23 protein-coding genes are annotated in these 25262 nt (G+C 61.0%); 13 read left to right on the top strand and 10 right to left on the bottom strand.

Translation table 11 applies throughout. From position 1 onward, the window contains the following. Nucleotides 1–106: 106 nt before the first annotated feature. Entirely contained in the window at nt 107–1000 is an 894-nt protein-coding gene (locus IE188_RS05385) for a LysR family transcriptional regulator (protein ID WP_191285455.1), read from the bottom strand. 167 nt (nt 1001–1167) lie between these two features. Between IE188_RS05385 and IE188_RS05390 the strand changes: the two genes are divergently transcribed. The 11 genes from IE188_RS05390 to IE188_RS05440 all read left to right on the top strand — a co-directional run bounded on the left by IE188_RS05390 (nt 1168) and on the right by IE188_RS05440 (nt 12502). Then, nucleotides 1168–4587, top strand: a complete 3420-nt coding sequence (locus tag IE188_RS05390) for an indolepyruvate ferredoxin oxidoreductase family protein (RefSeq protein WP_191285456.1) — start codon at nt 1168–1170, stop codon at nt 4585–4587. A gap of 124 nt (nt 4588–4711) precedes the next feature. Then, entirely contained in the window at nt 4712–5524 is an 813-nt protein-coding gene (gene murI / locus IE188_RS05395; RefSeq protein ID WP_191285457.1) for a glutamate racemase, read from the top strand. A gap of 55 nt (nt 5525–5579) precedes the next feature. Next, complete coding sequence (argC, locus tag IE188_RS05400) at nt 5580–6608, top strand: N-acetyl-gamma-glutamyl-phosphate reductase (protein WP_191285458.1); 1029 nt, start codon at nt 5580–5582, stop codon at nt 6606–6608. 30 nt (nt 6609–6638) lie between these two features. After that, nucleotides 6639–7082 carry a cytochrome c maturation protein CcmE gene (gene ccmE, locus IE188_RS05405; RefSeq protein ID WP_191285908.1) on the top strand — a complete coding sequence of 148 codons (444 nt, stop codon included), beginning with the start codon at nt 6639–6641 and terminating at the stop codon, nt 7080–7082. A gap of 66 nt (nt 7083–7148) precedes the next feature. Continuing rightward, nucleotides 7149–7760, top strand: a complete 612-nt coding sequence (locus tag IE188_RS05410; protein ID WP_191285459.1) for a holin-associated N-acetylmuramidase — start codon at nt 7149–7151, stop codon at nt 7758–7760. Beyond that, entirely contained in the window at nt 7751–8341 is a 591-nt protein-coding gene (locus IE188_RS05415; protein WP_191285460.1) for a holin family protein, read from the top strand. The genes IE188_RS05410 and IE188_RS05415 overlap by 10 nt, the downstream gene beginning before the upstream one ends. Beyond that, nucleotides 8331–8525: a hypothetical protein gene (locus IE188_RS05420; protein WP_191285461.1), complete on the top strand. Its 195-nt coding sequence runs from the start codon at nt 8331–8333 to the stop codon at nt 8523–8525. Before IE188_RS05415 ends, IE188_RS05420 begins: the two co-directional genes overlap by 11 nt. Before the next feature lie 130 nt (nt 8526–8655). Beyond that, nucleotides 8656–9081 carry a hypothetical protein gene (locus IE188_RS05425; protein WP_191285462.1) on the top strand — a complete coding sequence of 142 codons (426 nt, stop codon included), beginning with the start codon at nt 8656–8658 and terminating at the stop codon, nt 9079–9081. A gap of 91 nt (nt 9082–9172) precedes the next feature. Then, complete coding sequence (locus tag IE188_RS05430; protein WP_191285463.1) at nt 9173–11143, top strand: heme lyase CcmF/NrfE family subunit; 1971 nt, start codon at nt 9173–9175, stop codon at nt 11141–11143. Then, nucleotides 11140–11604 (top strand): cytochrome c-type biogenesis protein, encoded by a 465-nt coding sequence (locus IE188_RS05435; protein ID WP_191285464.1) that lies wholly within the window; start codon nt 11140–11142, stop codon nt 11602–11604. The genes IE188_RS05430 and IE188_RS05435 overlap by 4 nt, the downstream gene beginning before the upstream one ends. 121 nt (nt 11605–11725) lie before the next feature. Then, the gene (locus IE188_RS05440; RefSeq protein ID WP_191285465.1) at nt 11726–12502 is read left to right on the top strand and encodes an enoyl-CoA hydratase-related protein; all 777 of its coding nucleotides are present in this window, start codon (nt 11726–11728) and stop codon (nt 12500–12502) included. Nucleotides 12503–12705: 203 nt separating this feature from the next. On the opposite strand, the gene IE188_RS05445 is transcribed toward IE188_RS05440, so the two are convergent. The 3 genes from IE188_RS05445 to gltX form a co-directional block, all read right to left on the bottom strand. After that, entirely contained in the window at nt 12706–13080 is a 375-nt protein-coding gene (locus IE188_RS05445; protein WP_191285466.1) for a GFA family protein, read from the bottom strand. A gap of 101 nt (nt 13081–13181) precedes the next feature. Beyond that, entirely contained in the window at nt 13182–14477 is a 1296-nt protein-coding gene (gene gltA, locus IE188_RS05450) for a citrate synthase (protein WP_191285467.1), read from the bottom strand. A gap of 69 nt (nt 14478–14546) precedes the next feature. Then, complete coding sequence (gltX, locus tag IE188_RS05455) at nt 14547–15950, bottom strand: glutamate--tRNA ligase (protein WP_191285468.1); 1404 nt, start codon at nt 15948–15950, stop codon at nt 14547–14549. 153 nt (nt 15951–16103) lie between these two features. Here gltX and IE188_RS05460 point away from each other — a divergent pair, with 153 nt between their 5' ends. Further along, nucleotides 16104–18158, top strand: a complete 2055-nt coding sequence (locus IE188_RS05460) for a ComEC/Rec2 family competence protein (RefSeq protein ID WP_191285469.1) — start codon at nt 16104–16106, stop codon at nt 18156–18158. A 60-nt stretch (nt 18159–18218) separates the two neighbouring features. Beyond that, nucleotides 18219–19181 carry a LysR family transcriptional regulator gene (locus tag IE188_RS05465; protein WP_191285470.1) on the top strand — a complete coding sequence of 321 codons (963 nt, stop codon included), beginning with the start codon at nt 18219–18221 and terminating at the stop codon, nt 19179–19181. 14 nt (nt 19182–19195) lie between these two features. On the opposite strand, the gene IE188_RS05470 is transcribed toward IE188_RS05465, so the two are convergent. From IE188_RS05470 to IE188_RS05495, 6 genes are all read right to left on the bottom strand, one after another. Continuing rightward, entirely contained in the window at nt 19196–20416 is a 1221-nt protein-coding gene (locus IE188_RS05470; RefSeq protein WP_191285471.1) for a DegT/DnrJ/EryC1/StrS family aminotransferase, read from the bottom strand. 171 nt (nt 20417–20587) lie between these two features. Next, complete coding sequence (locus tag IE188_RS05475) at nt 20588–21967, bottom strand: glutamine synthetase family protein (protein ID WP_191285472.1); 1380 nt, start codon at nt 21965–21967, stop codon at nt 20588–20590. Then, the gene (locus tag IE188_RS05480) at nt 21967–22647 is read right to left on the bottom strand and encodes a type 1 glutamine amidotransferase (protein ID WP_191285473.1); all 681 of its coding nucleotides are present in this window, start codon (nt 22645–22647) and stop codon (nt 21967–21969) included. Before IE188_RS05480 ends, IE188_RS05475 begins: the two co-directional genes overlap by 1 nt. 88 nt (nt 22648–22735) lie before the next feature. Beyond that, complete coding sequence (locus IE188_RS05485; RefSeq protein ID WP_191285474.1) at nt 22736–23542, bottom strand: ABC transporter permease; 807 nt, start codon at nt 23540–23542, stop codon at nt 22736–22738. After that, a complete protein-coding gene (locus IE188_RS05490; RefSeq protein WP_191285475.1) occupies nt 23539–24423 on the bottom strand; it encodes an ABC transporter permease in 885 nt (294 codons plus the stop codon). The genes IE188_RS05485 and IE188_RS05490 overlap by 4 nt, the downstream gene beginning before the upstream one ends. Before the next feature lie 101 nt (nt 24424–24524). Beyond that, a complete protein-coding gene (locus tag IE188_RS05495) occupies nt 24525–25247 on the bottom strand; it encodes a transporter substrate-binding domain-containing protein (RefSeq protein ID WP_191285476.1) in 723 nt (240 codons plus the stop codon). Between the last annotated feature and the right edge of the window lie 15 nt (nt 25248–25262).

Consider the following 25262-nt stretch of genomic DNA (forward strand, 5'->3'; position numbering starts at 1 on the left):
AAGTTTTGGTAGACCTTGGTATACAGTATTGTGGTTGTCTCGTTTTTGGGTGTTGCTAAAAAGCATCACATTCTACTGGCTCGGCCCTGTGCCGTTTGTCGGAACCTCAGTCCTGTCGGCCCTTCCGGTGCTCGATGAGTTCCTCGACCACGAAATCCCGGAATGCTTCGATCCGCTTCGAGGCCCGCAATTCTTCGGGATAGGCCAGAAAAACCGGGATCTCTTTGCTTTCGACGTCGGGCAGCACGCGTTGCACCTCGGGTATGTCCTGCGTGACATAGTCGGGCAGCATCCCGATCCCGAGATTGTGCAGTACCGCCTGAAGCACGCCGAAGTAATTGTTCACGGTGAGCAAGGACTTAACGTCATAGGTCAGCAATTCACGCGCCAGGTCCGCGCCAGCCCGGACTTGCGCGGATGAAGTGTTTTGGCAGATCAACCGATGTTCCGACAGGTCTTCCAGCGTTTCGGGAATACCGTTTTCCGCAAGATAGGCGGGCGTTGCATAAAGCCGCATATGCACGTCCATCAGGCGTTTGCGGATCAGGTCGGCCTGGCTTGGCTCTTTCATGCGAATCGCAACGTCGGCCTCGCGCATGGGAAGGTCCAGCACATGTTCTTCCAGCATCAGGTCGATTTTGAGGTCGGGGTATTTCTCATAGAGCTTGGGCAGGCGCGGGGCCAGCCACAGCGATCCAAAAGCGGTCGTGGTGGTGACGCGCAGTTCGCCGAACACTTCTTCCTTGCTGTCACGTATCCGTGCAACGGCGGCTTCGATCCGTTGATTGATGGACCGCGAGGCATCGAACAGCAGCTCGCCCTGTTCGGTGAGAATCAGTCCGCGTGCATGACGGTGGAAAAGGGTGGCGTTCAGGCTTTCTTCCAGTGCCCGGATTTGCCGGGACACCGCAGATTGGGACAAATGCAGCGCATCGCCCGCATGGGTCAACGAGCCGGCATCCGCCACTGCGTGAAATATTCTGAGCTTGTCCCAATCCATACTGAAAGAACCACAATCTGTTAGCGCGTAAAACTTGCACAGTGTTATCATCAGAATTGTAACGATTTCCAGCACGGATTGTGATGTGAAATGAATTGATAGGTCATAATCTTTGACCTATAATCTGTTTCAAGCCAGTTTCACTGCAACGTATTGGGAGGTGCGTCATGGGCAAGCCAGACATCACTCTGAACGACCGATTTGACCTGAGTAAGAAGCAGGTGCTTCTGAACGGCACGCAAGCCCTTGTCCGCCTGATGCTGATGCAGAAGGAACGCGACCGGGCGGCAGGGCTGAATACCGCCGGTTATGTGACCGGCTATCGCGGCTCGCCTCTGGGGGCGGTCGACCTGTGGATGGGGCGGTCGAAAAAGATCCTTGAGCCCAATGACATCAAGTTTCATCCCGGCCTGAACGAAGATCTGGCGGCCACTGCGCTGTGGGGCAGTCAGCAGGCCGAACTGCGCGGCGAGGGCGCATATGACGGCGTGTTTGGCCTGTGGTATGGCAAGGGGCCGGGCGTGGACCGCACCGGCGACGTGATGCGCCATGCCAACATGGCGGGCACCAGCGCGCATGGCGGTGTGCTGATGGCGATGGGCGATGACCACACGGGCGAAAGCTCGACCGTGTTGCACCAGTCAGACTGGGCGATGGTCGATGCCTATATCCCAGTGCTCAGCCCGGCGGGCGTGCAGGAAATTCTGGACTACGGCATTTATGGCTATGGCCTCAGCCGGTTTGCCGGGGTCTGGGCCGGTCTGAAGGTGATGAAAGACACGGTCGAGGCGACGTCGGTCGTCGATGGCGATCCGAACCGGATGCAGCTTGTCACCCCCGAGTTCGACATGCCTGAGGGCGGGTTGAACATCCGTCTTGGCGACCAGCCTGTGCCGCAAGAGGCACGGATGATCGACTATAAACGGTTCGCCGCCGAGGCCTATGCCCGCGCCAACCGGATCGACCAGCGCAAATGGGGCAAGCCGGGCGCGAAAATCGGATTTGTGGCGGCAGGCAAGAACTGGCTGGACCTCGTGCACGCGATGGGCCTTTTGGGCATCGACGAGGCCGAAGCCGAGCGGCTGGGTCTGACCACCTACAAGGTCGGGCAGACCTTTCCGCTGGACATGGACAGCTTCCATGAATGGGCCGAGGGGCTGGACCTGATCGTTGTCGTGGAAGAAAAGCGCAAGCTGATGGAGGTGCAGATCAAGGAAGCGATCTTTGACGATTGCGATGGTCGGCGTGTCTATGGCTGGCACAAGGGTGACACGTGGGAACATGGCCGCCGGCTGGAGCTGTTCCCGACCCGGTACGCGCTGGATCCGATCATGATTGCCGAGAAGATCGGCGACATTCTGATCGAAGAGGGGCGTGGCACCGAATCCGTCAAGGCGGGGCTTGCCATGCTGGCCGAGGCGAAAGGTGCCGACAACGCGCCGAACCTTGCCGCGCGCCTGCCCTTCTTCTGCTCGGGCTGTCCGCATAACACCTCGACCAAGCTGCCGGACGGGTCGCGCGCCTATGCGGGGATTGGCTGCCATTACATGGTGCAGTGGATGGACCGCGACACGGTCGGTTTCACCCAAATGGGGGGCGAAGGCGCGAACTGGATCGGCGAGGCGCCGTTCTCGAAAACCAAGCATGTGTTCCAGAACCTGGGCGACGGAACGTATAACCATTCGGGCAATCTGGCGATCCGGGCGGCATTGGCCTCCGATGCCAACATCACCTACAAGATCCTTTACAATGACGCCGTCGCCATGACCGGCGGGCAGGCCAACGAAGGCGATCTGGATGCCCCGCGCATCGCCCGCGAAGTGCAGGCGATGGGCGTGAAGCACATCTTTCTTGTCTATGACGACAAAGAGGACATGGACCTTGCGGCTTTCCCCAAGGGCTTGTCGCATCATACCCGTGACGAATTGCTGGAAGTCGAGAAGAAATGCCGCGAAATCGAGGGTGTATCGGTCATTCTTTATGTCCAGACCTGCGCCGCCGAGAAGCGTCGGCGTCGCAAGCGGGGGCAGTATCCCGACCCGGACAAGCGCGTGTTCATCAACACCGATATCTGTGAAGGCTGTGGCGATTGCGGTGTGCAATCCAACTGCGTGTCCATTGTGCCGGTCGAAACCGAACTGGGCCGCAAGCGCGCCATCGACCAGTCAAGCTGCAACAAGGATTACAGCTGTGTAAACGGCTTCTGTCCCAGCTTTGTGACCGTTGAAGGGGCCAAGCTGAAGAAGGCCGCCACGGCCGAGGTTGACCTGCCGGATATGCCCGCACCCGCATTGCCCGTGATCGACGGCACCTTCAACACCGTGATCACCGGCGTCGGAGGCACCGGCGTCGTGACCATCGGCGCCATCATGGCGCAGGCGGCCCATATCGACGGCAAGGGCGTCGGCATGATGGAGATGGCGGGCCTTGCCCAGAAGGGCGGGGCTGTCACAGTTCATTTGCGCCTTGCCAACGCACCGGAAGACATCTCGGCCATTCGTGTGGCTACTGGGGAATGCGATGCGTTGATCGGGTGTGATCTGGTGGTCTCGGCGTCCCATACCACGTTGGGCCTGACCAAGACCGGGCGCACCGGCGCGGTGGTGGACAACCATGAAACCGTGACGGGCGAGTTCACCCGCAACACCGATTTCGCCATCCCCGGCGACCGTTTGCAACTGTCGCTGGCGGCGCGTCTGCGCGACCGTGTGTCGATGTTCGACGCGACTGAACTGGCGCGGGTGCTGATGGGGGATAACATCTTCTCGAACATGATGGTTCTGGGGGCCAGCTGGCAGGCGGGCATCGTGCCCCTGACCCATGACGCGCTGATGCATGCCATCGAGCTGAACGGACAGGCGATCGAGCGCAACAAACATGCGTTCGAGCTGGGGCGCTGGGCGTTCCTGCACCCGGATGAGGCCGAAAAAATGGTCGCGGGCGACGTGGTCGAGAAACCCAAATCGCTTACCGAAATGATCAACTACCGTGCCGATCACCTGATTACCTATCAGAACAAGCGGCTCGCCAAACGCTATCGCGCCTTCGTCGATCAGATGCCCGAGGCACTGAAAGAGCCGGTGGCAAAAAGCTATCACAAGCTGTTGGCATACAAGGACGAATACGAAGTGGCGCGGATGCTGTGCGAGACTCGCGCCAAGGCCGAGGCCGAGTTTGATGGCGATCTGAAGCTGACCTATCACCTCGCACCGCCGATCCTGAGTGGTGAAGACCCCAACGGGCGTCCGAAGAAGCGCGGGTTTGGCGCGTGGTTTGAAACCGCGGCACCCTGGCTGGCCCGGATGAAGTTCTTGCGTGGCACGCCGTTTGATCCGTTCGGACGGGCCGCTGAGCGGCGCACCGAACGCGCGTTGATCGCCCTATATGAGGCGGACATGAAAACCGTCCTGGCAGGCCTGACCAACGACAATCTGGCCATTGCGCAGGAACTGGCTGCCTTGCCCCTGTCGATCCGCGGTTTCGGCCCGGTGAAAGAGGCCAATGTAGAAAAAGCCGCCGCCCGTCGCGCCGAGCTGCTGGCGCAGTTCGGAGGCGGCGCGACACCGATGGCCCACGCGGCGGAATAAGCCGGATCTGCCGCTGCGACGCCGCAATTCAGCGGATAATCGTCGCAGCGGCCAATCGGTGATGGATTTCCGCCACAAACGGACCTATGGCTTGCACCAGACAACACGGACAGGACCATAGAACATGGCAGTTGGGGTATTCGATTCAGGACTTGGTGGGTTGACGGTGCTGGACGCCGTGGCAAAACGCCTGCCGGATGTGGATTTCGTCTATTACGCGGACAGCGCCCATGCGCCCTATGGCGTGCGCGACGCCGATGACATTTACCAGTTGACCACAACGGCTGTGCAAGCCCTGTGGGATCAGGGATGCGATCTGGTCATCCTGGCGTGCAACACCGCCTCGGCCGCCGCCCTTCGCCGGATGCAGGAAAGCTGGGTGCCGGGCGACAAGCGGGTGCTGGGCGTGTTCGTGCCGTTGATCGAGGCGCTGACCGAACGGGATTGGGGAGACAATTCGCCGCCGCGCGAAGTGGCGGTGAAGCATGTGGCGCTGTTTGCCACACCGGCCACCGTGTCGAGCCGGGCGTTCCAGCGGGAACTGGCCTTTCGTGCCATCGGTGTGGACGTCGAGGCGCAAGCCTGCGGCGGTGTGGTCGATGCGATCGAAGAAGGTGACATGATTTTGGCCGAGGCGCTGGTGCGCAGCCACGTGGATGCCTTGAAGCGTAAAATGCCCAAGCCCGAAGCGGCCATTCTGGGCTGCACCCATTATCCCCTGATGGCCGAGGTGTTTCAAAGCGCGCTGGGCGAGGATGTGCGGGTTTACAGTCAGGCCAATCTGGTTGCCGACAGCCTGGCGCACTATCTGGACCGTCACCCTGACATGCGGGGGGCGGACACGGGGTCGAAGTTCCTGACCACGGGTGACCCGCAGCGTGTGTCCAACAGTGCGACCCAGTTTCTGCGACGAAAGATCACGTTTGACGCGGCTTGATTGAAGCTGCCTGACAAAAATACTACATCTTTCGACGAACCCGCAGGAGGTCTGAATGACCCACAAAATCGCTATTCTTGGCGCGTCCGGTTATACCGGCGCTGAGCTTGTCCGGCTGATCGCCACCCATCCGACGATGGAGATCGTCGCCCTGTCTGCCGATCGAAAGGCTGGCATGGATATGGCGGAAGTCTATCCGCATCTGCGCCACCTTGACCTGCCCAAGCTGGTGACGATGGACGAGATCGACTTTGCCAATGTCGATCTGGCCTTCGCCGCCCTGCCACACGGGTTGAGCCAGGCTCTTGTGCGCGATTTGCCTGACAGTGTGAAGGTCGTCGATCTGGGTGCCGATTTCCGGCTGCGCGATCCGGCAGAGTATGAGAAGTGGTATGGCGCCCCCCATGTGGCGACCGAATTGCAGAAAACCGCCGTCTATGGCCTGACCGAGTTCTATCGCGACGATATCCGCACGGCACGGCTGGTGGCGGGTACGGGCTGCAACGCGGCGACGGTGCAATATGCGCTGCGCCCTCTGATCTCGGCCGGGTTGATCGACCTTGACCGGATCATATGCGACCTGAAAAACGGGATCTCGGGGGCCGGGAGGTCGTTGAAGGAAAACATGCTGTTTGCCGAACGTTCGACCGATGTGCAGGGCTATGCACAGGGTGGCAAACACCGGCATCTGGGCGAGTTCGATCAGGAGTTCTCGAAGCTGGCGGGGCGCCCCGTGCAGATCATGTTCACGCCGCATCTTGTGCCGGTGAACCGTGGCATTCTGGCCGATTGCTATGTGGAGGGGGATGCGGATAAAATTCATGCAGCCCTGTTTGAGCAATATCAAGACGAGCCGTTCGTGACCGTGCTACCGAAAGGCCAACTGCCGGGTATGGGGCATGTGACGGGGTCGAACCAATGCCATCTTGGCGTGGTCGGCGATCGGGTGCCGGGGCGTGCTTTGGTTGTGTCTGCGCTGGACAACCTGTGCAAGGGATCGTCCGGTCAGGCGATGCAGAACGCCAACCTGATGCTGGGCGAGGATGAAACGACCGGGCTGCTGCTGCCGCCGGTCTTTCCGTAAGGATTTGAAAAGGAGCCTTTCATGGCTGGTTTGAAAAGTCTGAAGAAAACACGACGGATCCAGATCATCGTTCTGGCCTTCGTCGCGCTTGCGATTTCGACCGGGTTGATCGGATATGCGCTGAAGGACGGGATCAACTATTACCGGTCCCCGACCGAGGTGCTGGCCGAACCACCCAGCGAGAACGAGGTGTTCCGCATGGGCGGCCTGGTTGCAGATGGCACCCTGACGCGCGGTCAGGGGGAAACGATCACCTTTTCCGTAACCGATGGTGCAGCGGTCGTGCCCGTTGCTTACAGCGGGGTGTTGCCGGACCTGTTTGGCGAAAACCAGGGCATGATCGGCACCGGAACTTACGTGGACGGCACGTTCCAAGCCACGGAAATTCTTGCCAAACACGACGAGGACTACATGCCAAAAGAGGTTCTGGACAGCCTCAAGGAAAGCGGTGTGTATGTCGAGCCGACCTCTTGATTTGAGGTTTCTTAACGCTTCTTAACCAGCCTGTGCCCCGTATTCCTTATGCGGGGTCAGGTGTGGATGAAAAGCGTTGAAGAGATAGCAACCGACATTGTTGCCCGCGAGGGCGGGTATGTGAACGACCCGGATGATCCGGGCGGCGCAACCAAATACGGTGTGACCATTCACACCATGCGCAGGCTAGGTCTGGATCTGGACCGGGACGGGCGCATCACGGCGGGCGATGTCAGGCGGCTGACCCGCGATCAGGCCCGCGACATTTTTCTGAAGCATTATTTCCGAAAACCCCGGCTGGACGACCTTCCCGTGCCGCTGCAAGCCTCGGTGTTCGATATGTATGTGAATGCCGGCAGCAATGCGGTGCGTCTGTTGCAAGAGCTGTTTCGCAAGATGGGATACGAGCTGTCGGTGGACGGGGTGCTTGGCCCGCAGACGTTGGGCATTGCCCGCGACGCGATCCGTCACGCCCCCGACCATCTGGTCGATGCCTATGGGATTGAACGGCGCAACTACTACTACCGGCTGGCGGACCGCCGACCGGCCTCGCGCAAATATGCCCGTCGCCGGAATGGCGGAAAGGGCGGGTGGATCACTCGCGCCGAGGAATTTCTGTCGGCCAGATATCACATCTCTGACAAGGAACACCGTGAAAGGACCGCCGCATGGGGCTGATTGGGAATGTCTTTACGCTTTTGTTCGGGCGCGGTGGCAACATTGTGCGCGAGACCGCTGAGGTGTTTCGCGAGAACAGCGAGGCGGCGGCGATCCGCGACAATGATCTGCAACAAGCCGCGATCGAGGCGTTTCGGGCCGAGTTTCTGACCGTGCATAGCGGCCGCTTCAATCGCTTCATGGATGGCGTGAACCGGGTGCCGCGACCCGCCCTGGCGCTGTCGACGCTGGCCCTCTTTGCCGCCGCGATGATCAGCCCGGACTGGTTTGCCGCCCGGATGCATGGGATCGCGGTGGTCCCTGAGCCGCTTTGGTGGCTGATGGGGGTTGTCGTCAGCTTCTATTTCGGCGCGCGATACCAGGTGAAAGGGCAGGAGTTCCAGCGCGCCATCGCCGCGACCCTGATGCGCGATCTCGGTAAGCACCCGACACGCTCCAGCACCGACAAACCGGCATCTGTGTTCCGACCGACGCCGCTTGCGTCAATGAGTCCCTCGCAACCCGAACGCAATGCCTCACGGGTCGACACCACGGACAACGCCGCGCTGGCTGACTGGCACGAGGTGTCGCGTGGCCAATGACATGCTGCTGAACCTGGTCGCTGAGCACGGACCATGGGTGCTGTTGGTGTTTTATCTTCTTTACCGCGACTTGCAGAAAGATCAGGCGACGCGCGCGGTTCTGGACAAGAACTCCTCGATCCTGATCGAGATCACGACAATTATCCGCGAGCGCCTGCCAGCCGCCGGGGGGCGGGGCGGATGAGGGTGGTACTCTGGCGGCTCAGATGCCGGTTGTGGTCCTTTCTGGTGGGGTCACGGTTTCAGCGGTCAATTGAACAAAATGAACACGCAGCGGCCGAATTGGACGCCGTCGTGCGAGAGGTCTTGCAGAAATGAAACAGGCATTCGGTTTGATGATGGGATTGGCCGTGGTGTTGCAGCTTGGCTATCTGCTGGCGGGCTATGATGCGATGTACCAGATCGGATATGGCGCGATCACCCTGATGGGGCTGATGATTTCGCTGACATTCCTGTGGCTTTACGTGCAGCGCGCAACGCCATTGGCGTTGGGCATGGCCTATAGCTGGTCCGGCGCCAGTCTGGTGCTGGGCTGGTGGTGGATCTTTGCCCTGACTGGTGAGCCGGCGATCATGTCGCAGAACGGCGCGCATTTCGTGCCGCTGGCCCTGTATCTGTCCGGCGCGCTTCTGCACTTCAGCGTCATCCACCGCTCGTTCGGCTGCCATGGCACCACCTTCTTGTGGCCAGTGCTGGCGGCGGTGATCGCCTCGACGATGATTTTTCTGGCCGTATCGTGACCACAATGGCGTGACCTGACGCCGCAGAGGGCTAGGCCCCACCCGCGACTCCGTTTATGGTCGCCACCATAATTACGGAATGGTCGCGAACATGATAACGGAACTTGGACATTTTGCGCTGATCCTGGCGCTGGGCGTGGCGGTCGTACAGATGATCGTGCCGCTGGTTGGGGCACACAAGGGCTGGCGGGGGTGGATGGATCTGGCTGTGCCAGCGGCGACGATCCAGTTCCTGCTGGTGCTGGCGTCCTTTCTGGCACTGACTTATGCGTTCGTGACATCGGACTTCTCGGTGCAACTGGTCACGCTGAACTCGCATTCGGCCAAACCGATGCTGTACAAAGTGTCAGGTGTGTGGGGCAACCACGAGGGCTCGATGCTTCTGTGGGTGCTGATCGTGTCGCTGTTTGGCGCGATGGCTGCTTGGTTCGGAGGCAACCTGCCGCAACGCCTGAAAGCCCGCGTTTTGGCGGTGCAAAGCTCGATCGCGGTGGCGTTTCTGGGCTTTGTCCTGTTCACCTCGAACCCGTTCATCCGCATCGCGCAACCGCCGTTCGACGGGCGCGACCTGAACCCGCTTCTGCAAGACCCCGGTTTGGCGTTCCACCCGCCCTTCCTGTATCTGGGCTATGTGGGCCTTTCGATGGCATTTTCCTTCGCAGTCGCGGCCCTGATCGAGGGGCGGATTGATGCAGCCTGGGGCCGCTGGGTGCGGCCTTGGACGCTGGCGGCCTGGATCTTCCTGACCATCGGAATCGCGCTGGGCAGTTGGTGGGCCTATTACGAACTGGGCTGGGGCGGGTTCTGGTTCTGGGATCCGGTGGAAAACGCGTCCTTCATGCCATGGCTTTTTGCCGCCGCGCTTTTGCATTCGGCGATCGTGGTGGAAAAGCGTGAAAGCCTAAAAAGCTGGACGATCCTTCTGGCGATCCTGGCGTTCGGCTTTTCGCTGATCGGCACGTTCATCGTGCGCTCGGGGGTCATCACATCGGTCCATGCCTTTGCCACCGACCCCGAACGCGGCGTCTTCATCCTGATGATCCTGGCGGTCTTTACGGGGGGGGCGCTGACCCTGTTTGCCGCCCGCGCCAGTTCGATGGAAGCGCGCGGTGTCTTTGGCTTCATCAGCCGCGAAAGCGCGCTGGTGGCCAACAACATCCTGCTGGCGGTGTCGTCCTTCGTGGTGTTCGTCGGCACGATCTGGCCGCTGATTGGCGAGATTTTCGGGCGCAAGATTTCCGTTGGCGCCCCGTTTTTCGAGGCGGCCTTCACCCCCTTCATGGTGGTGCTGGCGCTGATCCTGCCGGTGGGCGCGATGCTGCCATGGAAACGCGCCAAGTTGGGCCGCGTGATCAAGCAGCTTGTACCCGCCTTTGCCCTTGCGGTGGCGGTTGGCGCACTGGTCTGGGCCATGCAAACGGGCAAGACCGCCCTTGGCCCGATTGGCATGTTCCTGGGCACCTGGCTGGTGGCCGGGGCCGTGGTGGACGTCGCCAGCCGCACCGGGCGTGGTTCGCTGTCGAACCGGGTGTCCCGGCTGACGCGTTTGCCGCGATCCGACTGGGGTAAGTTGGCCGCCCATGCGGGCTTCGGCATCACCGTCATGGGTATCTCGGGCCTGATGGCCTGGAGCATCGAGGACATTCGCGTGGCCGAGGTCGGTCAACCCTTCACCGTCGCCAACTACGAGGTCACGCTGATGGATGTGACGCAAGAGCAGGGGCCGAACTATATGTCCACCATGGCCGAGATTCGCGTGGTGAGTGACGGCGGTGCGACTACGACGCTTTACCCCGAAAAGCGTGTCTATCCGGTGCAGGCCATGCCGACCACCGAGGCCGCAATTGCCAACGGCTTCTGGCGCGACATCTATGTCGTGATCGGGGATCCGCAGCAAGGTGGCGCCTGGGCCGTGCGGACCTTCATCAAGCCCTTCGCGAACTGGATCTGGGCCGGTACCATCATCATGTCGCTGGGCGGGCTGCTCAGCCTGACGGACCGCCGCTTCCGCGTGGCTGCGGGGGCAGGGAAGTCGCGCATGCAGGGGGTACCCGCAGAATGAGAAAGACAGTCCTATCCGCGCTTCTGTCGCTGGCATTGGTCGCCAGCCCGGCTTTGGCGGTCAATCCTGATGAAGTGCTCAGCGATCCGGCGCTTGAACAGCGCGCGCGCGACATTTCGGCGGACCTCAGATGTGTGGTGTGCCGGGGCGAGAATATCGACGAAAGCAACGCCGCGATTGCGCGTGACCTGCGCCTTTTGGTGCGCGAACGTCTGGTGGATGGAGACAGCAACGAAGAGGTCGTGGATTTCATCGTCGAACGCTATGGCGAATATGTTCTGATGAAACCTAACACCAGCGGGGCGAACGTGATCCTGTGGGCGGCTGGCCCTGCGCTGTTTCTGATCGCGCTGATATCAGGTGCGCTGTATCTGCGCCGCCGGTCACAGGCCCGGGAGGGGGCTGTGGCCCTGTCTTCGGACGAAGAGGCGCGATTGAAAGAACTTTTGAAAGACAGCTAAGCAAAGCTGTTCCGGCGCTTGACCCGGTTTCAAGACACTGTTTTTCACTGGCGTGACGGGGCGTCCATCTTTACCTGACCGTATGGTCGGGTAAACTACCCGAAATTTGCGGGAGGACCGAATGAACTATGAAACGATTACGCTGGACGTCACCGACGATCTGGCAGTACTGACCCTGAACCGCGCTGACGTGATGAACGCCCTGAACACGCAGATGCGGGCCGAAATAACCCACGCGGTGAAAGAGGCGGGCCAAACCGCACGGGCGCTGGTCATCACCGGGGCCGGACGGGCGTTTTGTTCGGGTCAGGATCTGGGCGACCGGGCCAATGCCGCCCATGTGGATCTGGAACGCACCTTGCGCGATGAATATGAACCGTTGCTTCAGGCAATCTATAACTGCCCCATTCCCACCATCTCGGCGGTAAATGGTGCCGCGGCTGGGGCCGGGGCGAACATCGCGCTTGCAGCCGATGTTGTCATTGCTGCGGAAAGCGCGTTTTTCATGCAGGCCTTTTCCCGCATCGGCCTGATTCCGGATGCCGGCGGCACCTATTGGATGCCGCGTCAGATGGGGTTTGCCAAAGCGATGGGGGCGGCGCTTTTTGCAGAGAAGATGTCCGCGCGCGATGCAGCCGATCTGGGGCTGATCTGGGAATGCGTCGCGGATGACGATTTTGCCGACACCTGGCGCAAACGGGCCGAGCAACTGGCGAAAGGGCCGACCCTGTCCTATCGCAACATCAAGAAAGCCCTGCGCGCCTCGATGAGCAACACTCTGGACGAGCAACTGGCGCTTGAGGCGAAGTTGCAGGGCGAATGCGGCAATTCGCGTGATTTCAAGGAAGGTGTGCTGGCGTTCCTTGAGAAACGAAGCCCGAAATACGAAGGTCGGTAAACGCTCTTCACGGCTGCGGTAATTCCGCCTTCCACGCCCCATCACCAACGACGCACAGTCTTGGGGATCGGCGCGTGAGCGTTTGACATCGCAGCCGGTAATACACGCTTAGTTGCTGTCCCGAGCAACCCGTGCGCAGACACTGCCGGGGCTTGAAAAATAGGCCTGAAGTTTCACAGATGCATCTCTTGACGGAGGGGGGATCAGCCGTGGTCCCAGGATTGCCGCCCGCTCTCGAACACATCTTCGCCGCGTTGATACAAGGATGGATCGTCCAGTGCGCCTGCGTAAATAGCAATGCTGTCCGGCATTCGCGTTGTGGCCTTGAGCAGGGGTGACCCGCAGTCCCGGCAGAATATGAATTCCAGCATCGAGCCGGAATCAGCCCTCTGACGATAGGTTTTGGTCGGTCCCTTGGTCATCAGCCTGCTGCGATCGACAATCAGCTGCGGGGCGTGGCCTGCCCCTGTGACGTGCTGGCAATCACGGCAGTAGCATTGAAAGGTGAACCGGAGTTCGCCGGTATAGTCGAACTGACACGCGCCGCACAGACATTTTCCCGAGATATACTGAGACATGCCACCCCCCTTCGGGAAGCAGACTAGCCCGTCACTCTGCCTGCGCCAGCAAAACAAAAAAAGCCGCCGGGTTTCGGCGGCTTTTCTCTGGTTCTCTGGTCTTAGCGGTTTTCCACGTCTACATAATCGCGCATCGTTTCGCCCAGATACAACTGGCGCGGACGGCCGATTTTCTGGCCCGGATCACCCAGCATTTCCTTCCACTGCGAAATCCAGCCGACGGTGCGCGACAAGGCGAAAATCGGGGTGAACATCGAGGTGGGGAAGCCCATCGCCTCAAGAATGATGCCCGAATAGAAATCGACATTCGGATACAGCTTCTTCTCGACGAAATAAGGATCTTCCAGCGCGATGCGCTCCAGCTCCTTGGCGACCTTCAGGGTTTCGTTGTTGTCGATACCCAGCAGGCCCAGCACCTCGTCGGCGCTTTCCTTCATGACTTTGGCGCGCGGGTCGAAGTTCTTGTAGACGCGGTGGCCAAAGCCCATCAGGCGGAACGGATCGTTCTTGTCCTTCGCGCGTTCGACATATTCGGGGATACGGTCGACGGTGCCGATCTCGCGCAGCATTTCAAGGCAGGCCTGGTTGGCGCCGCCATGGGCCGGACCCCACAGGCAGGCGATACCGGCCGCGATACAGGCGAACGGGTTGGCGCCCGACGACCCGGCCAGACGCACGGTCGAGGTCGAAGCGTTCTGTTCGTGATCGGCATGCAGGGTGAAGATGCGGTCCATCGCTTTGGCCAGGATCGGGCTGACCTCGTATTCTTCACACGGCACGGCAAAGCACATGCGCAGGAAGTTAGAGGCGTAGTCCAGATCGTTCTTCGGATAGACGAAGGGCTGACCGACCGAATATTTATAGGCCATGGCGCAGATCGTCGGCAGCTTGGCAATCATGCGGATCGCCGCCACTTCGCGCTGCCACGGGTCGTTCACGTCGGTCGAGTCGTGATAGAAGGCCGACATCGCCCCCACCACGCCGGTGATGATCGCCATCGGGTGCGCATCACGGCGGAAGCCCGAGAAGAACTTGATCATCTGCTCGTGTACCATGGTGTGATTGGTCACGCGGCTTTCGAAATCGACCAGCTCGGTTTCGGTCGGCAATTCGCCATAAAGCAGCAGATAGCACACTTCGAGGTAATGCGATTTCTCGGCCAACTGGTCGATGGGATAGCCGCGATACAGCAGCTCGCCCTTGTCGCCGTCGATGAAGGTGATGGTCGAATCGCAGCTGGCGGTCGAGGTGAAGCCGGGGTCATAGGTGAACACGTCGCCCTTTGCATAAAGCTTGCGGATGTCGATCACGTCAGGCCCTGCCGTGGGCGAATAGATCGGTAGCTCAAGCTCTTTGTCACCAAAAGTGAGCTTTGCTGTTCCGGTTGGTTTGGCCATTTTGTGTATCCCTTCGTGTTCGTATCCTGTCGCGCCGATCCCGGACGGATCGGTCGCGGTTTGCTTATTCTATGCGCTTGCGTCCTTCAGGCGGGCAACGGTTTCGTCACGTCCAAGCACAAGCATCATGTCGAAAACGCTGGGGGTTACGGCGCGGCCGGCAAGGGCTGCCCTTAGAGGCGCAGCCAATTTGCCAAATTTTGTCCCGTGCGCTTCGGCCAACCCGTTCAGGATCCCTTCCAGCGTGTCGCGGTTCCAGCTAGCATTTTGCAGCTGCGGCGTCAATTCTTTCAGTATACCACGGGATACTTCATCAAGGGATTTCGCGGATTTTTCGTCCGGTTCGATGGGGCGGCTGGCGGTTGCAAATGTTGCCTTTTCAAGAAGTTGCGGGAATGTCTTCGCCCCTGTCTTCAGCACGGGCATGGCATCGGATAAAAGTTGACGTTGCTGCGACTGCAAAGGGTTTTGCCCGGTTGCGGCCAGAAAGGCGTCCAGCTCGGCCAGCACCTCGTCATCGTCCATCACTGCCAGGTGTTGCCCCGATAGGTTGTCGAGCTTCTTGAAGTCGAACCGCGCGGGGCTTTTGCCGATTCCCTTCAGGTCGAACCACGCCAGCGCCTGTTCGTCGGTGAAGAACTCATCATCCCCGTGGCTCCACCCAAGACGCGCCAGATAGTTGCGCATCGCGCGGGCGGGATAGCCCATGGCCTGATATTCCTCGACTCCCAGCGCGCCGTGGCGTTTCGACAGTTTCTTGCCGTCAGGGCCGTGGATCAGCGGGATATGCGCCCAGACCGGCACGTCCCAGCCCATCGCCTCGTAAACAAGCTGCTGGCGCGCGGCGTTGTTCAGGTGATCGTCGCCCCGGATCGCGTGTGTGACGCCCATGTCGTGATCGTCGACGACCACGGCCAGCATATAGGTGGGTGTGCCGTCAGATCGCAGACAGATCATATCGTCCAGTTGGTCATTGCGGATCGTCACGTCACCCTGCACCTGATCGCGGATCACGGTCACGCCCTCGCGCGGCGCCTTCAGGCGCACGACGTAAGGCGCATCCGGGTGGGTCGCCGGGTCGGCATCGCGCCACGGGCTTTGATACAGCGTCGATTTGCCTTCGGCGCGGGCAGCATCGCGGAAGGCCTGGATCTCGTCCTGCGTGGCAAAACACTTATAGGCATGACCGCTTGTCAGCATCTGGTGCGCCACTTCGGCGTGACGGTCAGCGCGATCAAACTGGCTGATCACCTCGCCATCGTAATCCAGCCCCAGCCAGTCCAGACCTTTCAGAATCGCCTGTGTCGCCTCGGGGGTTGAGCGGGCGCGGTCGGTATCCTCGATTCTCAGCAGGAATTTCCCGCCACGGCCACGGGCATACAGCCAGTTGAACAGCGCGGTGCGCGCGCCCCCGATATGCAGATAACCGGTGGGCGAGGGGGCGAAGCGGGTGACGATCTGATCGGTGCTCATGGGACGTTAACCTTTTGGAAACCATACGGGCGTTACTCAGGTCTCAACACGCGCGGCGCGCATTGACACCCCGAACGGGCTGATTGTGCGGTCAAACCGCAGGCCCGTGCGTGTCCCGACAGGCTTTACGCAAAAGGGAGGCCGTGAACAAGGGTGCTGGTCCAAACCTTCCTGACCCGTATCGAAGAAGAACGCGGTCGTCTGCTGCACTGGGCACCGTTGTTTCTGGGAACGGGCATTGGCCTGTATTTCGGCGTGAGCCGCGAACCGACGATGACGGTCTATGCGGGTTTGGTACTCGCGATCCTTGCTTGCCTGACGAGTGCAAGGCTCTGGCCCTGGGGAATCGGACCGGTGGCAATCGGCGTGGCACTGGTCGCAACCGGGGTCTGTCTGGCCGGGGCGCGGGCGCATCTGGTGGGCCAGCCCGTGCTTGGGTTTCGGTATTACGGCCCGGTCGAGGGGCGGATCGTCAAGATCGACCGCTCGCAATCCGACGCGGTGCGCCTGACACTGGATCAGGTGCGGCTGGATGATGTCGGTCCGCGCAACCGCGCCACCACTGTGCGCGTATCGCTGCATGGCGATCAACGCTTTCTCGCGCCCGCCATCGGTCAGCGTATCGCGCTGACCGCACATCTTTCCGGCCCAAACGGTGCGGTCGAACCGGGGGGCTTCGATTTCCAGCGCATGGCGTGGTTTCGCGGCATCGGCGCGGTGGGATACACCCGCGTGCCCGCCCTGTTGCTGGCCCCGCCCGAGCCGGGGTTTGCCCTTGTGGTGGGGCGGATGCGACAAGCCATCGGTGCCTGGGTGCAACGGGTTCTTCCGGGCGAAACTGGTGCCTTTGCTGCCGCCATCACCACCGGCGACCGATCTGCGATGAGCCGCGACACGATCGACGCGCTCAGGGCCTCAAACCTTGCGCACCTTCTTGCGATTTCCGGGCTGCATATGGGGCTTTTGACAGGCTTCATCTTTCAGGCCATGCGCATGGTGCTAAGCCTTTGGCAAAGCGTCGCCCTTCGCTATCCCATCAAAAAACTGGCGGCTTGTGCAGCCATACTCTCGGGCGCGTTTTATCTGGCGCTGTCAGGCGGCAATATCGCAACAGAACGTGCCTTTATCATGGTTGCCACCATGTTTGTCGCCATCCTGTTCGATCGCCGCGCACTATCTTTGCGCGCGGTCGCCATGGCAGCGCTGATTGTCTTGACCTTGCATCCCGAGGCGCTGGTCGAGCCGGGGTTCCAGATGTCCTTTGCCGCGACCACGGCGCTGGTCGCGGTGTTCGGCTGGTTGCGCGACAGGGCACGCAATGACGGCGCATGGCGCGCGCCGAAATGGGCACGGCCGGTTCTGGCGGTCGTCATCTCCTCCTTCGTGGCAGGGCTGGCGACCGCACCCATCGGGGCTGCGCATTTCAACCAGATCAGCCATTACGGCCTTGTGGCGAACCTGCTGTCCGTGCCGGTCATGGGGGCTTTGATCATGCCGCTGGCGGTGCTGGCAGCGGTGTTGTCCCCGATCGGGCTGGGCTGGCTGCCTTTGAAGCTGATGGGGCCAGCAATTGACTGGATCATCGGGGTGGCGCGCGTGGTGTCGTCGCTGGACGGCGCAACCGGGCAGGTGCCCGCGCCGCCCGATATGGTGCTGCCGCTGGTGGCGATTGGCGGCATCTTCGCAACGCTTCTCAGGGCGCGCGCCCGTTGGCTGGCACTGGTGCCGTTTGTTCTGGCGGGGCTGATGTGGACACAGGTCACGCGCCCCCCGGTTCTGATCAGCGCCACGGGCGGGCTGGTCGGTGTGATGACGCCCGAGGGCCGCGCCCTGTCCAAGCCGCGCGGCGAAGGCTTCGCCGCGCTGTCATGGCTGGAGAACGACGGCGACCCGGCAGATCAGGACACCGCGTTCGCGCGTGCGGGCTTCACCGGCGCCAAGGGCCGGATGCGGGCCGAGGTTTCGGTTGCCACGCTGATCCATCTGACCGGGCGCGGGGCAGGGGATCGATTGGCCGATGCCTGTGCGGCGGCGGATCTGGTGGTGTTGTCGGTCAAACGGACCACGCCACCGCCCCCCGGCTGCACCGTTCTGGACCGCGCGACGCTGTCTGATACGGGGGCGGTGGCCTTGTGGCCGGACGCGGCGGGCGGCTTTCGCCTCCAGACCGCGCGCGCCCGTGCAGGTGACCGGTTATGGACCCGCTGAGGTCAAGCCTGTTGCCCGCCACGCCCAAAGCCCATAGCTTTCCCGGCAAAGGAGTTGGGAATGGTCGAAACAGCCGGGCGCATCACCCTGTGGGGGGTCGAGGTCTTCGTCGCCGCCGCCGATGAACGCTCGATCTCGGTCGCGGCGCGCAGGCTGGGGGCGAGCCCGTCCTCGGTCAGTCAGCAACTGACCAACCTCGAAGCCGCACTTGGTGCAACCTTGCTGGACCGGTCGGCCCGTCCGATGGATCTGACCCCCGCCGGGGCGCTGTTCTTGAAACGCGCGCAAGCCATCCTGAACGAGGCCGAACAGGCGCGCGCCGAACTGGCGCTGGGGGCGATGTCGCAACTGTCCCGCCTGCGTCTGGGGATGATCGAAGATTTCGACGCCGATGTGACGCCGCGCCTTCTGTCCGAGCTTGCTGGCGACATGCCCTCCACGCGGTTTCTTTTGGAAACGGGCGCGTCACACCGGCTGCATGACCAGTTGGACGCCCGCGCGCTGGACGTGATCATCGCCGCCGACACCGGGGCGTCGGCGGATTGGATGGAGGTGCACGCATTGATGGAAGAGCCGTTCGTCGCTGCCGTGCCAAAGGGCGTCAGCGGCGCAGACGACCCCGCCCAAACCCTGCGGGACCTGCCGTTGGTTCAATACACCGCACGCCATCACATGGGACGGGTGATTTCGGATCATCTGGCACGTCAGAACATCCACCTGAACAACCGGTTCGAACTGGACAGTTATCACGCGATCATGGCGATGGTGGCGGCAGGTGCGGGTTGGACGATCATTACGCCACTTGGCTATTTCCATGCGCAGCGGTTCCGCGCCCGGACCACGTTGATGAAGCTGCCCTTCGCCCCGATCAGCCGCCGCATCAACCTGACCGCCCGCGAAGGGGTGTTGGGCAAGCTGCCCCAGGACATGGCAGATCGGGCGCGCAGGATCCTGACCGAGATGGTCGTGGAGCCCGCCGCGACGTCCTATCCGTGGCTGCGCGACAAGCTGGTTGTGATGTAGCGCCAGCGCGTGGTTCAGGCGGCGTTGGTCCCCGCCGACGGCGCTTTGACATCCGCCGCCGCCGCAACCAGTGCATCGGCGATGAAGTCCAGCTCTGGCTTTTGCAGACGAACGGGCAGGCGCGTGTCACAGGCGCGCATCAGCATGTCGCGGGTCTGCGGCAGCGGCCCCTGATCGCCAATGAACTGCCAGTTCCAGAAAGCACGCGCGTTGTCCGTGCTCATCCCGAAGACCTGCACCGAGACGCCCCGTTGCTTTGCGGCGTCCTGAAAGGCGCGGGTGTCCGCGTCGCTCATCCCGACCAGATTGAACTGGATCGAATCGGGCGCGCGGGTTTCAGGCGCCAGCGGGGCAGGCACGTCGATCCAAGGGCTTTTGTTCAGTTTTTCAGCCACATAATTATGGTTCCTCAACCCGTCTGTGACCCGCCGCTGCAATTCGCCCAATTGCGGCCGGATCACCGCCGCCGACAGGTTCGACAGCCGGGTGTTGTAAAGCGGCAGTTGGTTCTGCCAGCGCGCAAACGCATCTTGCAGCGCCGATGTGTTGTCGCCGCGCGGGCCTTTGTGCTTTTTCCAGTTGTGCTCATAGGCGCCCGACATGATCACGGCGCGGGCGATCAGATCGGCATCATCGGTGATCAGAATCCCACCTTCACCCGCGTTCAGCATCTTGTAGGACTGGAACGAGAAACAGCCGATCTTGCCGATCGTCCCGATCTTGTGCCCATGCCACAGGGTGCCCAGCGAATGGGCGGCGTCCTCGATCACCGGCACACCGGCGGCGTCGCACATCGCCATGATGGCGTCCATGTCAGACGTATGCCCGCGCATGTGGCTGATGATCACCGCCTTCACGTCGCTTGTCAGCTTGGCGGCGAAATCATCCATGTCGATGCGATAGTTGTCTTTGACCTCGACCAGAACCGGCTGGCAGTCCGCATGTACGACCGCGCTTGGCACGGCGGCGAAGGTAAAGGCCGGAATCAGAACCTTGGCGTCGCGCGGCAGATCCAGCGCCTTCAGCGACAGAAACAGCGCCGCCGAGCAACTGGCCACGGCCAGCGCGTATTTCGCGCCCATCATCTCGGCAAATTCGGCTTCCAGCAGGCTGACCGGCGCATCTTCGGGCGCGGTGTAGCGAAACAGGTCGCCCGATTGCAACAGCCGGTCAATCTCGGCGCGGGCAGTTTCGGGGATGGGTTCGGCGTCATAGACGTTGGGGGCAAGGGTCAAAACCGGCTCCTGCTCATAGGGGCGAGAATCGGCGCGTTTCGATTTGCCGAAACTCTTCTTCGGAGAATCCGTAAATTACCCGCCCCCAAAAAACCAGAGGAATGTTGTCAGACCGACGGCTTGCACATTCTTCTGCCGACCACAGATCGACGAGAGCCCTGTGGCGTTGTCCTAAACGTTCAGCAGCAGGTGCTCACGTTCCCACGGGCTGATGACTTGCAGGAACTCGTTGTATTCCGTGTGTTTCACAATGGAATAGACGCGCGCGAATTCCGGCCCCAGCACGTCGTGCAGGCTTTTGGCTTCGTCAAACAGTTCCAGCGCGTAACCCAGATCGCGGGGAATATCCTCTTCGCCTTCATAAGCGTCACCGCGATACTGGGGGGTCGGGCGTTTTTCTTCCATTAGGCCGAGGTAACCCGCAGCCAAGCTGGCCGCGATCCCAAGGTAAGGGTTGCAATCCATGCCTGCGATGCGGTTTTCCACCCGCCGCGCCTTGGGTGACGACAGCGGCACGCGGATGCCCGTCGTGCGGTTGTCGCGACCCCATTCCAGATTGATGGGGGCGGCGTTGTCTTTCACATAACGGCGATAGCTGTTCACGTAAGGCGCCAGCACCGCGACCGCGCTGGGCAGGTGGTTCTGCATTCCGGCGATGAAATGGAAGAACGCGTCCGTGTCGCCGCCTTGTGGGCCGGCAAAGATGTTTTCACCGGTCTTGCGGTCCAGCACCGAATGGTGAATGTGCATCGCCGATCCCGGTTCCTCGGCAATCGGTTTTGCCATGAAGGTGGCAAAGCAATCGTGGCGCAGGGCGGCTTCGCGGATCAGACGTTTGAAGTAAAACACCTCGTCCGCCAGCTTGATCGGGTCGCCGTGGATCAGGTTGATTTCCAACTGACCCGCACCGCCTTCCTGGGTGATGCCGTCAATCTCGAAACCCTGCGCTTCGGCGAAATCATAGATGTCGTCAATGACGGGGCCAAACTCATCAACCGCCGTCATTGAATAGGCCTGACGCGCCGCAGCCGGGCGGCCCGAGCGGCCCATCATCGGCTTGATCTTCTCAGCCGGGTCTATGTTGCGCGCGACCAGATAGAATTCCATTTCAGGCGCGACGATAGGTTCCCACCCCTGGGCGTGATACAGACCGACCACGCGCCGCAAGACGTTGCGCGGGCTGAACGGGATCGGGTTCTTCTTGCGGTCATAGGCGTCATGGATCACCTGAAGCGTCCAGTCGCCCGTCCAAGGGGCTGCGGTGGCGGTGGACATGTCCGGCACCAGCGTCATGTCACGTTCGATGAACCCTTCATCACCCGCGGCTTCGCCCCAGTCGCCGGTGATGGTTTGGTAAAACACGCTGTCAGGCAGGTGGAAATAGTCCTGCCGCGCGAATTTGCCCGCTGGCACGGCCTTGCCGCGCGCGATGCCGGGCAGGTCGGAAATGATGCATTCGACCTCGTCCAGCCGTTTGCCGTCAAGATAAGCCTGTGCCGCCTCGGGCAGGTTTTGCATCCACGCGTTGGGACCCGGGTTTGAACTGTCCATCACTTGTTCCCTTTGTTCAGGATTGCGGCCATCTGATTGGCGAAGGCTTCAGCGTCTGTGGCCTGTGTCAGCCCGTCCTGGGCGCCGGACAGAATGTCCTCGGATATATTGCCGCGCCCGCGATATTTGATCAAAGCGTCGATCATCTTGGCGGTAAACTCCGGATGAGGCTGGATCGTCATGATCCTGTCACCGATCATCAGCCCGGCATTCTCGCAGAAATCGTTCGAGGCAAACACCCGCGCCCCTTCGGGCAGCTCGGTCACCTGATCCTGATGCCATGCGTTCAGGGCGATCTTATCACCGTTCATGTCATAGACCTGACGCCCCACCGCCCAGCCACCGTCGAATTTCTCGACCTTGCCGCCCAGGGCTTGCGCGATGATCTGATGGCCGAAGCATACACCGACAAGGGGCCGGTCCGCATCGCGGATCGCGCGGATCAGATCTTCCAGCGGTTCGATCCAATCGTGGTCTTCGTAAGCGCCGTGCTTGGAGCCGGTGATCAGCCAGCCATCCGCAGCTTCTGGGCCATCAGGAAACTCGTTGTCCACCACGCTGTAGATCGTGAAGTCATAGCCATGCCCGTCCAGAAGCCGCGTGAACATCTGGCCATAGTCGCCCAGATCATCGCGCACCTCGTCAGGCGAGTGGCCGGTTTGAAGGATGCCGATCCGCATGAATCACCGAATTTGATCAAATTACGAGATGGACACTAAACGAGCCGCCAAGTCGGGGCAAGGGGGGAAATCGAAGGTCCGCGCCCCGTCACCGCATGATGGTGCGCAGGAAGTTGGGGCGCCGGATGGCCGCTTGCGGCAAATGCCGGTTCAGGTGCTTTCCGATCTGACCGAAAATCGTGATCACCACCAGGGTCAACAGGATGAAGAACCCCGCCAGAATGGGGTAGGGCACGAAGGGGTTGAACGTCTTGTCGGCGAAATAGCTGGCGTAATACAGCGCGTCCCCGCGTTGACCCCACACGGGAAAGCCCGAGAAAAAGACCAAGGCGGTGGCGTGAAACAGAAAGATCGCCTCGTTCGTATAGGCGGGCCAGGCAAGACGCAGCATCGACGGCCAGACGATCCGTGTGAACCGCGGGCGTCCCGTGATGCCATAGGCATCTGCCGCCTCAAGATCGCCCTTGGGGATGGATTGCAGCGCGCCATAGAAGATCTCGGCGGTGTAAGCGGTCGTGTTCAGGAACAAAACCAGCGTCGCCCCCAGCCACGCCGAGGTGAAGGGGGCAAAGAACGGCATGTTCTGTTTCAGCACCACAAAGACCGCATAGGCAAAGAACATCTGAATAAACAGGGGCGAGCCGCGAAAGACATAGATGAAGAACTCGGCCGGTTTTTGCAGCCATTTGTTCTGGCTGTTCTTCGCCAGCGCCATCCCGGTGGCGGCAAAGAAGCCAAGCGCAATGGCAATCAGGCCGAAATAGATGTTCCAGATCATGCCCGACCCGATCAGCGTCACCTGTTCGCACAGGGTGAAATCGGTGCGCGGCAACAGTCGTTCGCCAATTCCAATGGAGCGCAGGGCGTAATCTTGAATGGTCTGAAGGCAACTCATTGGACAGCCTTTCGTTGCGCTTCACCGGCGGCGGTGGCCTGTCCGTGGGACAATCGGCGGGTGATGCGCTTGAAGATGCGTTCGCTGACCGATGTCAGCATCAGGTAAAACACCAGCAGCCCAAAGAAATAGATCGCGTGCCAGTTGCCATGCGGATAATCCGAAAAGCGCGCCGTCTTGGTGCCGCCCAGCTCGCGCGCCCAATAGACGATATCCTCGACCCCCAGCAGGAACAGAAGCGGCGTGGCCTTCACAAGGATCATCCACAGGTTCGACAGGCCGGGCAGGGCATAGATCCACATTTGCGGCACAAGGATACGCCAGAAGGTCTGGCGCGTGCTCATGCCATAAGCCTCGGCGGTTTCAAGCTGAGCGCGGGGCACCGCCCGCATGGCGCCGTAAAGCACGTTGGCCGCAAACGCGCCGAACACGATCGAAAAGGTCAGAACCGCCAGCGCAAACCCATAGGTCTCATGCACCCATTGCGGGCTTGTGGACAGGGGCAGCTTGGCCTGCGCGCACACTACGAAGTCATTGCCCTGCCGGACCGGTTCCGACCAGTCGGGGCATTTGACCTTGTGGCGCAGATATTCAAACGCCTGATCCAGCGCAATGACGAAAAACATGAAAAAGGCTATGTCGGGCACGCCACGCACAATCGCCGTATAGGTCTTGCCCAGAAGGCTGAGCGGCAGGAACCGCGACCGGGCAGCGGATGCCCCGGCAAAACCGAACAACAGCGCCACGGGCGCGGTGATCAGCAGGAGCACGATCACCGTCACGAAGGACAGGTAGAAGCCCATGTGCTTGCCTGTGGTCAGGTAGCAGCTCAGCCAGGTCAGGCCCTCAAGCGTGGACGGATCAGTGCAATAGGAAAACATCGCGATTACCGATTGGGGGTGCCAGGATGCGCCGGACTGGGCGCATCAAACAGGCACAGAATTGGCCCGCACGGCAGATAAGTGCGGGCCAAAGGCTCAGATTACCACTGCGAAGCGACTTCCCATTTGGCAATCATCTCGTTCAGCGTCCCGTCGTCCTTCATCGACTGGATCGCCGCGTCGAACATGTCGCGCAGTTCCGCGTCGCTTTCGCGGAAGCCCATGCCGACGCCGCCACCGATGGCTTCCATCCGCTCCAGCATCACCAGCCCGTCCGAGCCGACCATGGTGTCCAGGAAGCTCTTGTCGGCCAGAACCGCGTCCGCTTCACCGCTTTTCACGGCGGCGACGGTTTCCTCGGGGGTCGGAAACTCGACCACGGTCCAGCCTTGTTCGGCCACGAACGCGGCCTGAATGGTGGTGGCCTGAGCCGCGATCACGCCGTTTTCAAGGTCCACATCCGGCGACATGGCAAGATAGGCCGAGGGGTCTGGTGGGGTGTAGGGCTGGGTGAAATCGATGACCTCGTCGCGTTCGTCGGTGATCGACATGCCGGCGATGATCGCGTCATAGTTGCCGGACACAAGGTTCGGGATGATCGTGTCCCATTCGTTCTTGACCCATTCACAGGTCAGTTCGGCGCGCTTGCACAGCTCATCGCCCAGTTCGCGCTCGAAGCCGTCAATCTCGCCGGCATCGTTCACGAAGTTCCACGGGGCATAGGCGCCTTCGGTGCCAAGCCGCACGGTTTTTCCGTGATTGTCGGCAAAGGCGACGCCTGCCGAAACCGCGAGGGCCGCGGTCGAAAGGATCAGCTTTTTCATCAGTTAACTCCCTTT

Origin of the sequence: Aliiroseovarius zhejiangensis (assembly GCF_014656375.1) — a bacterium.
In the GTDB taxonomy this organism is placed as follows: Bacteria; Pseudomonadota; Alphaproteobacteria; order Rhodobacterales; family Rhodobacteraceae; genus Aliiroseovarius; species Aliiroseovarius zhejiangensis.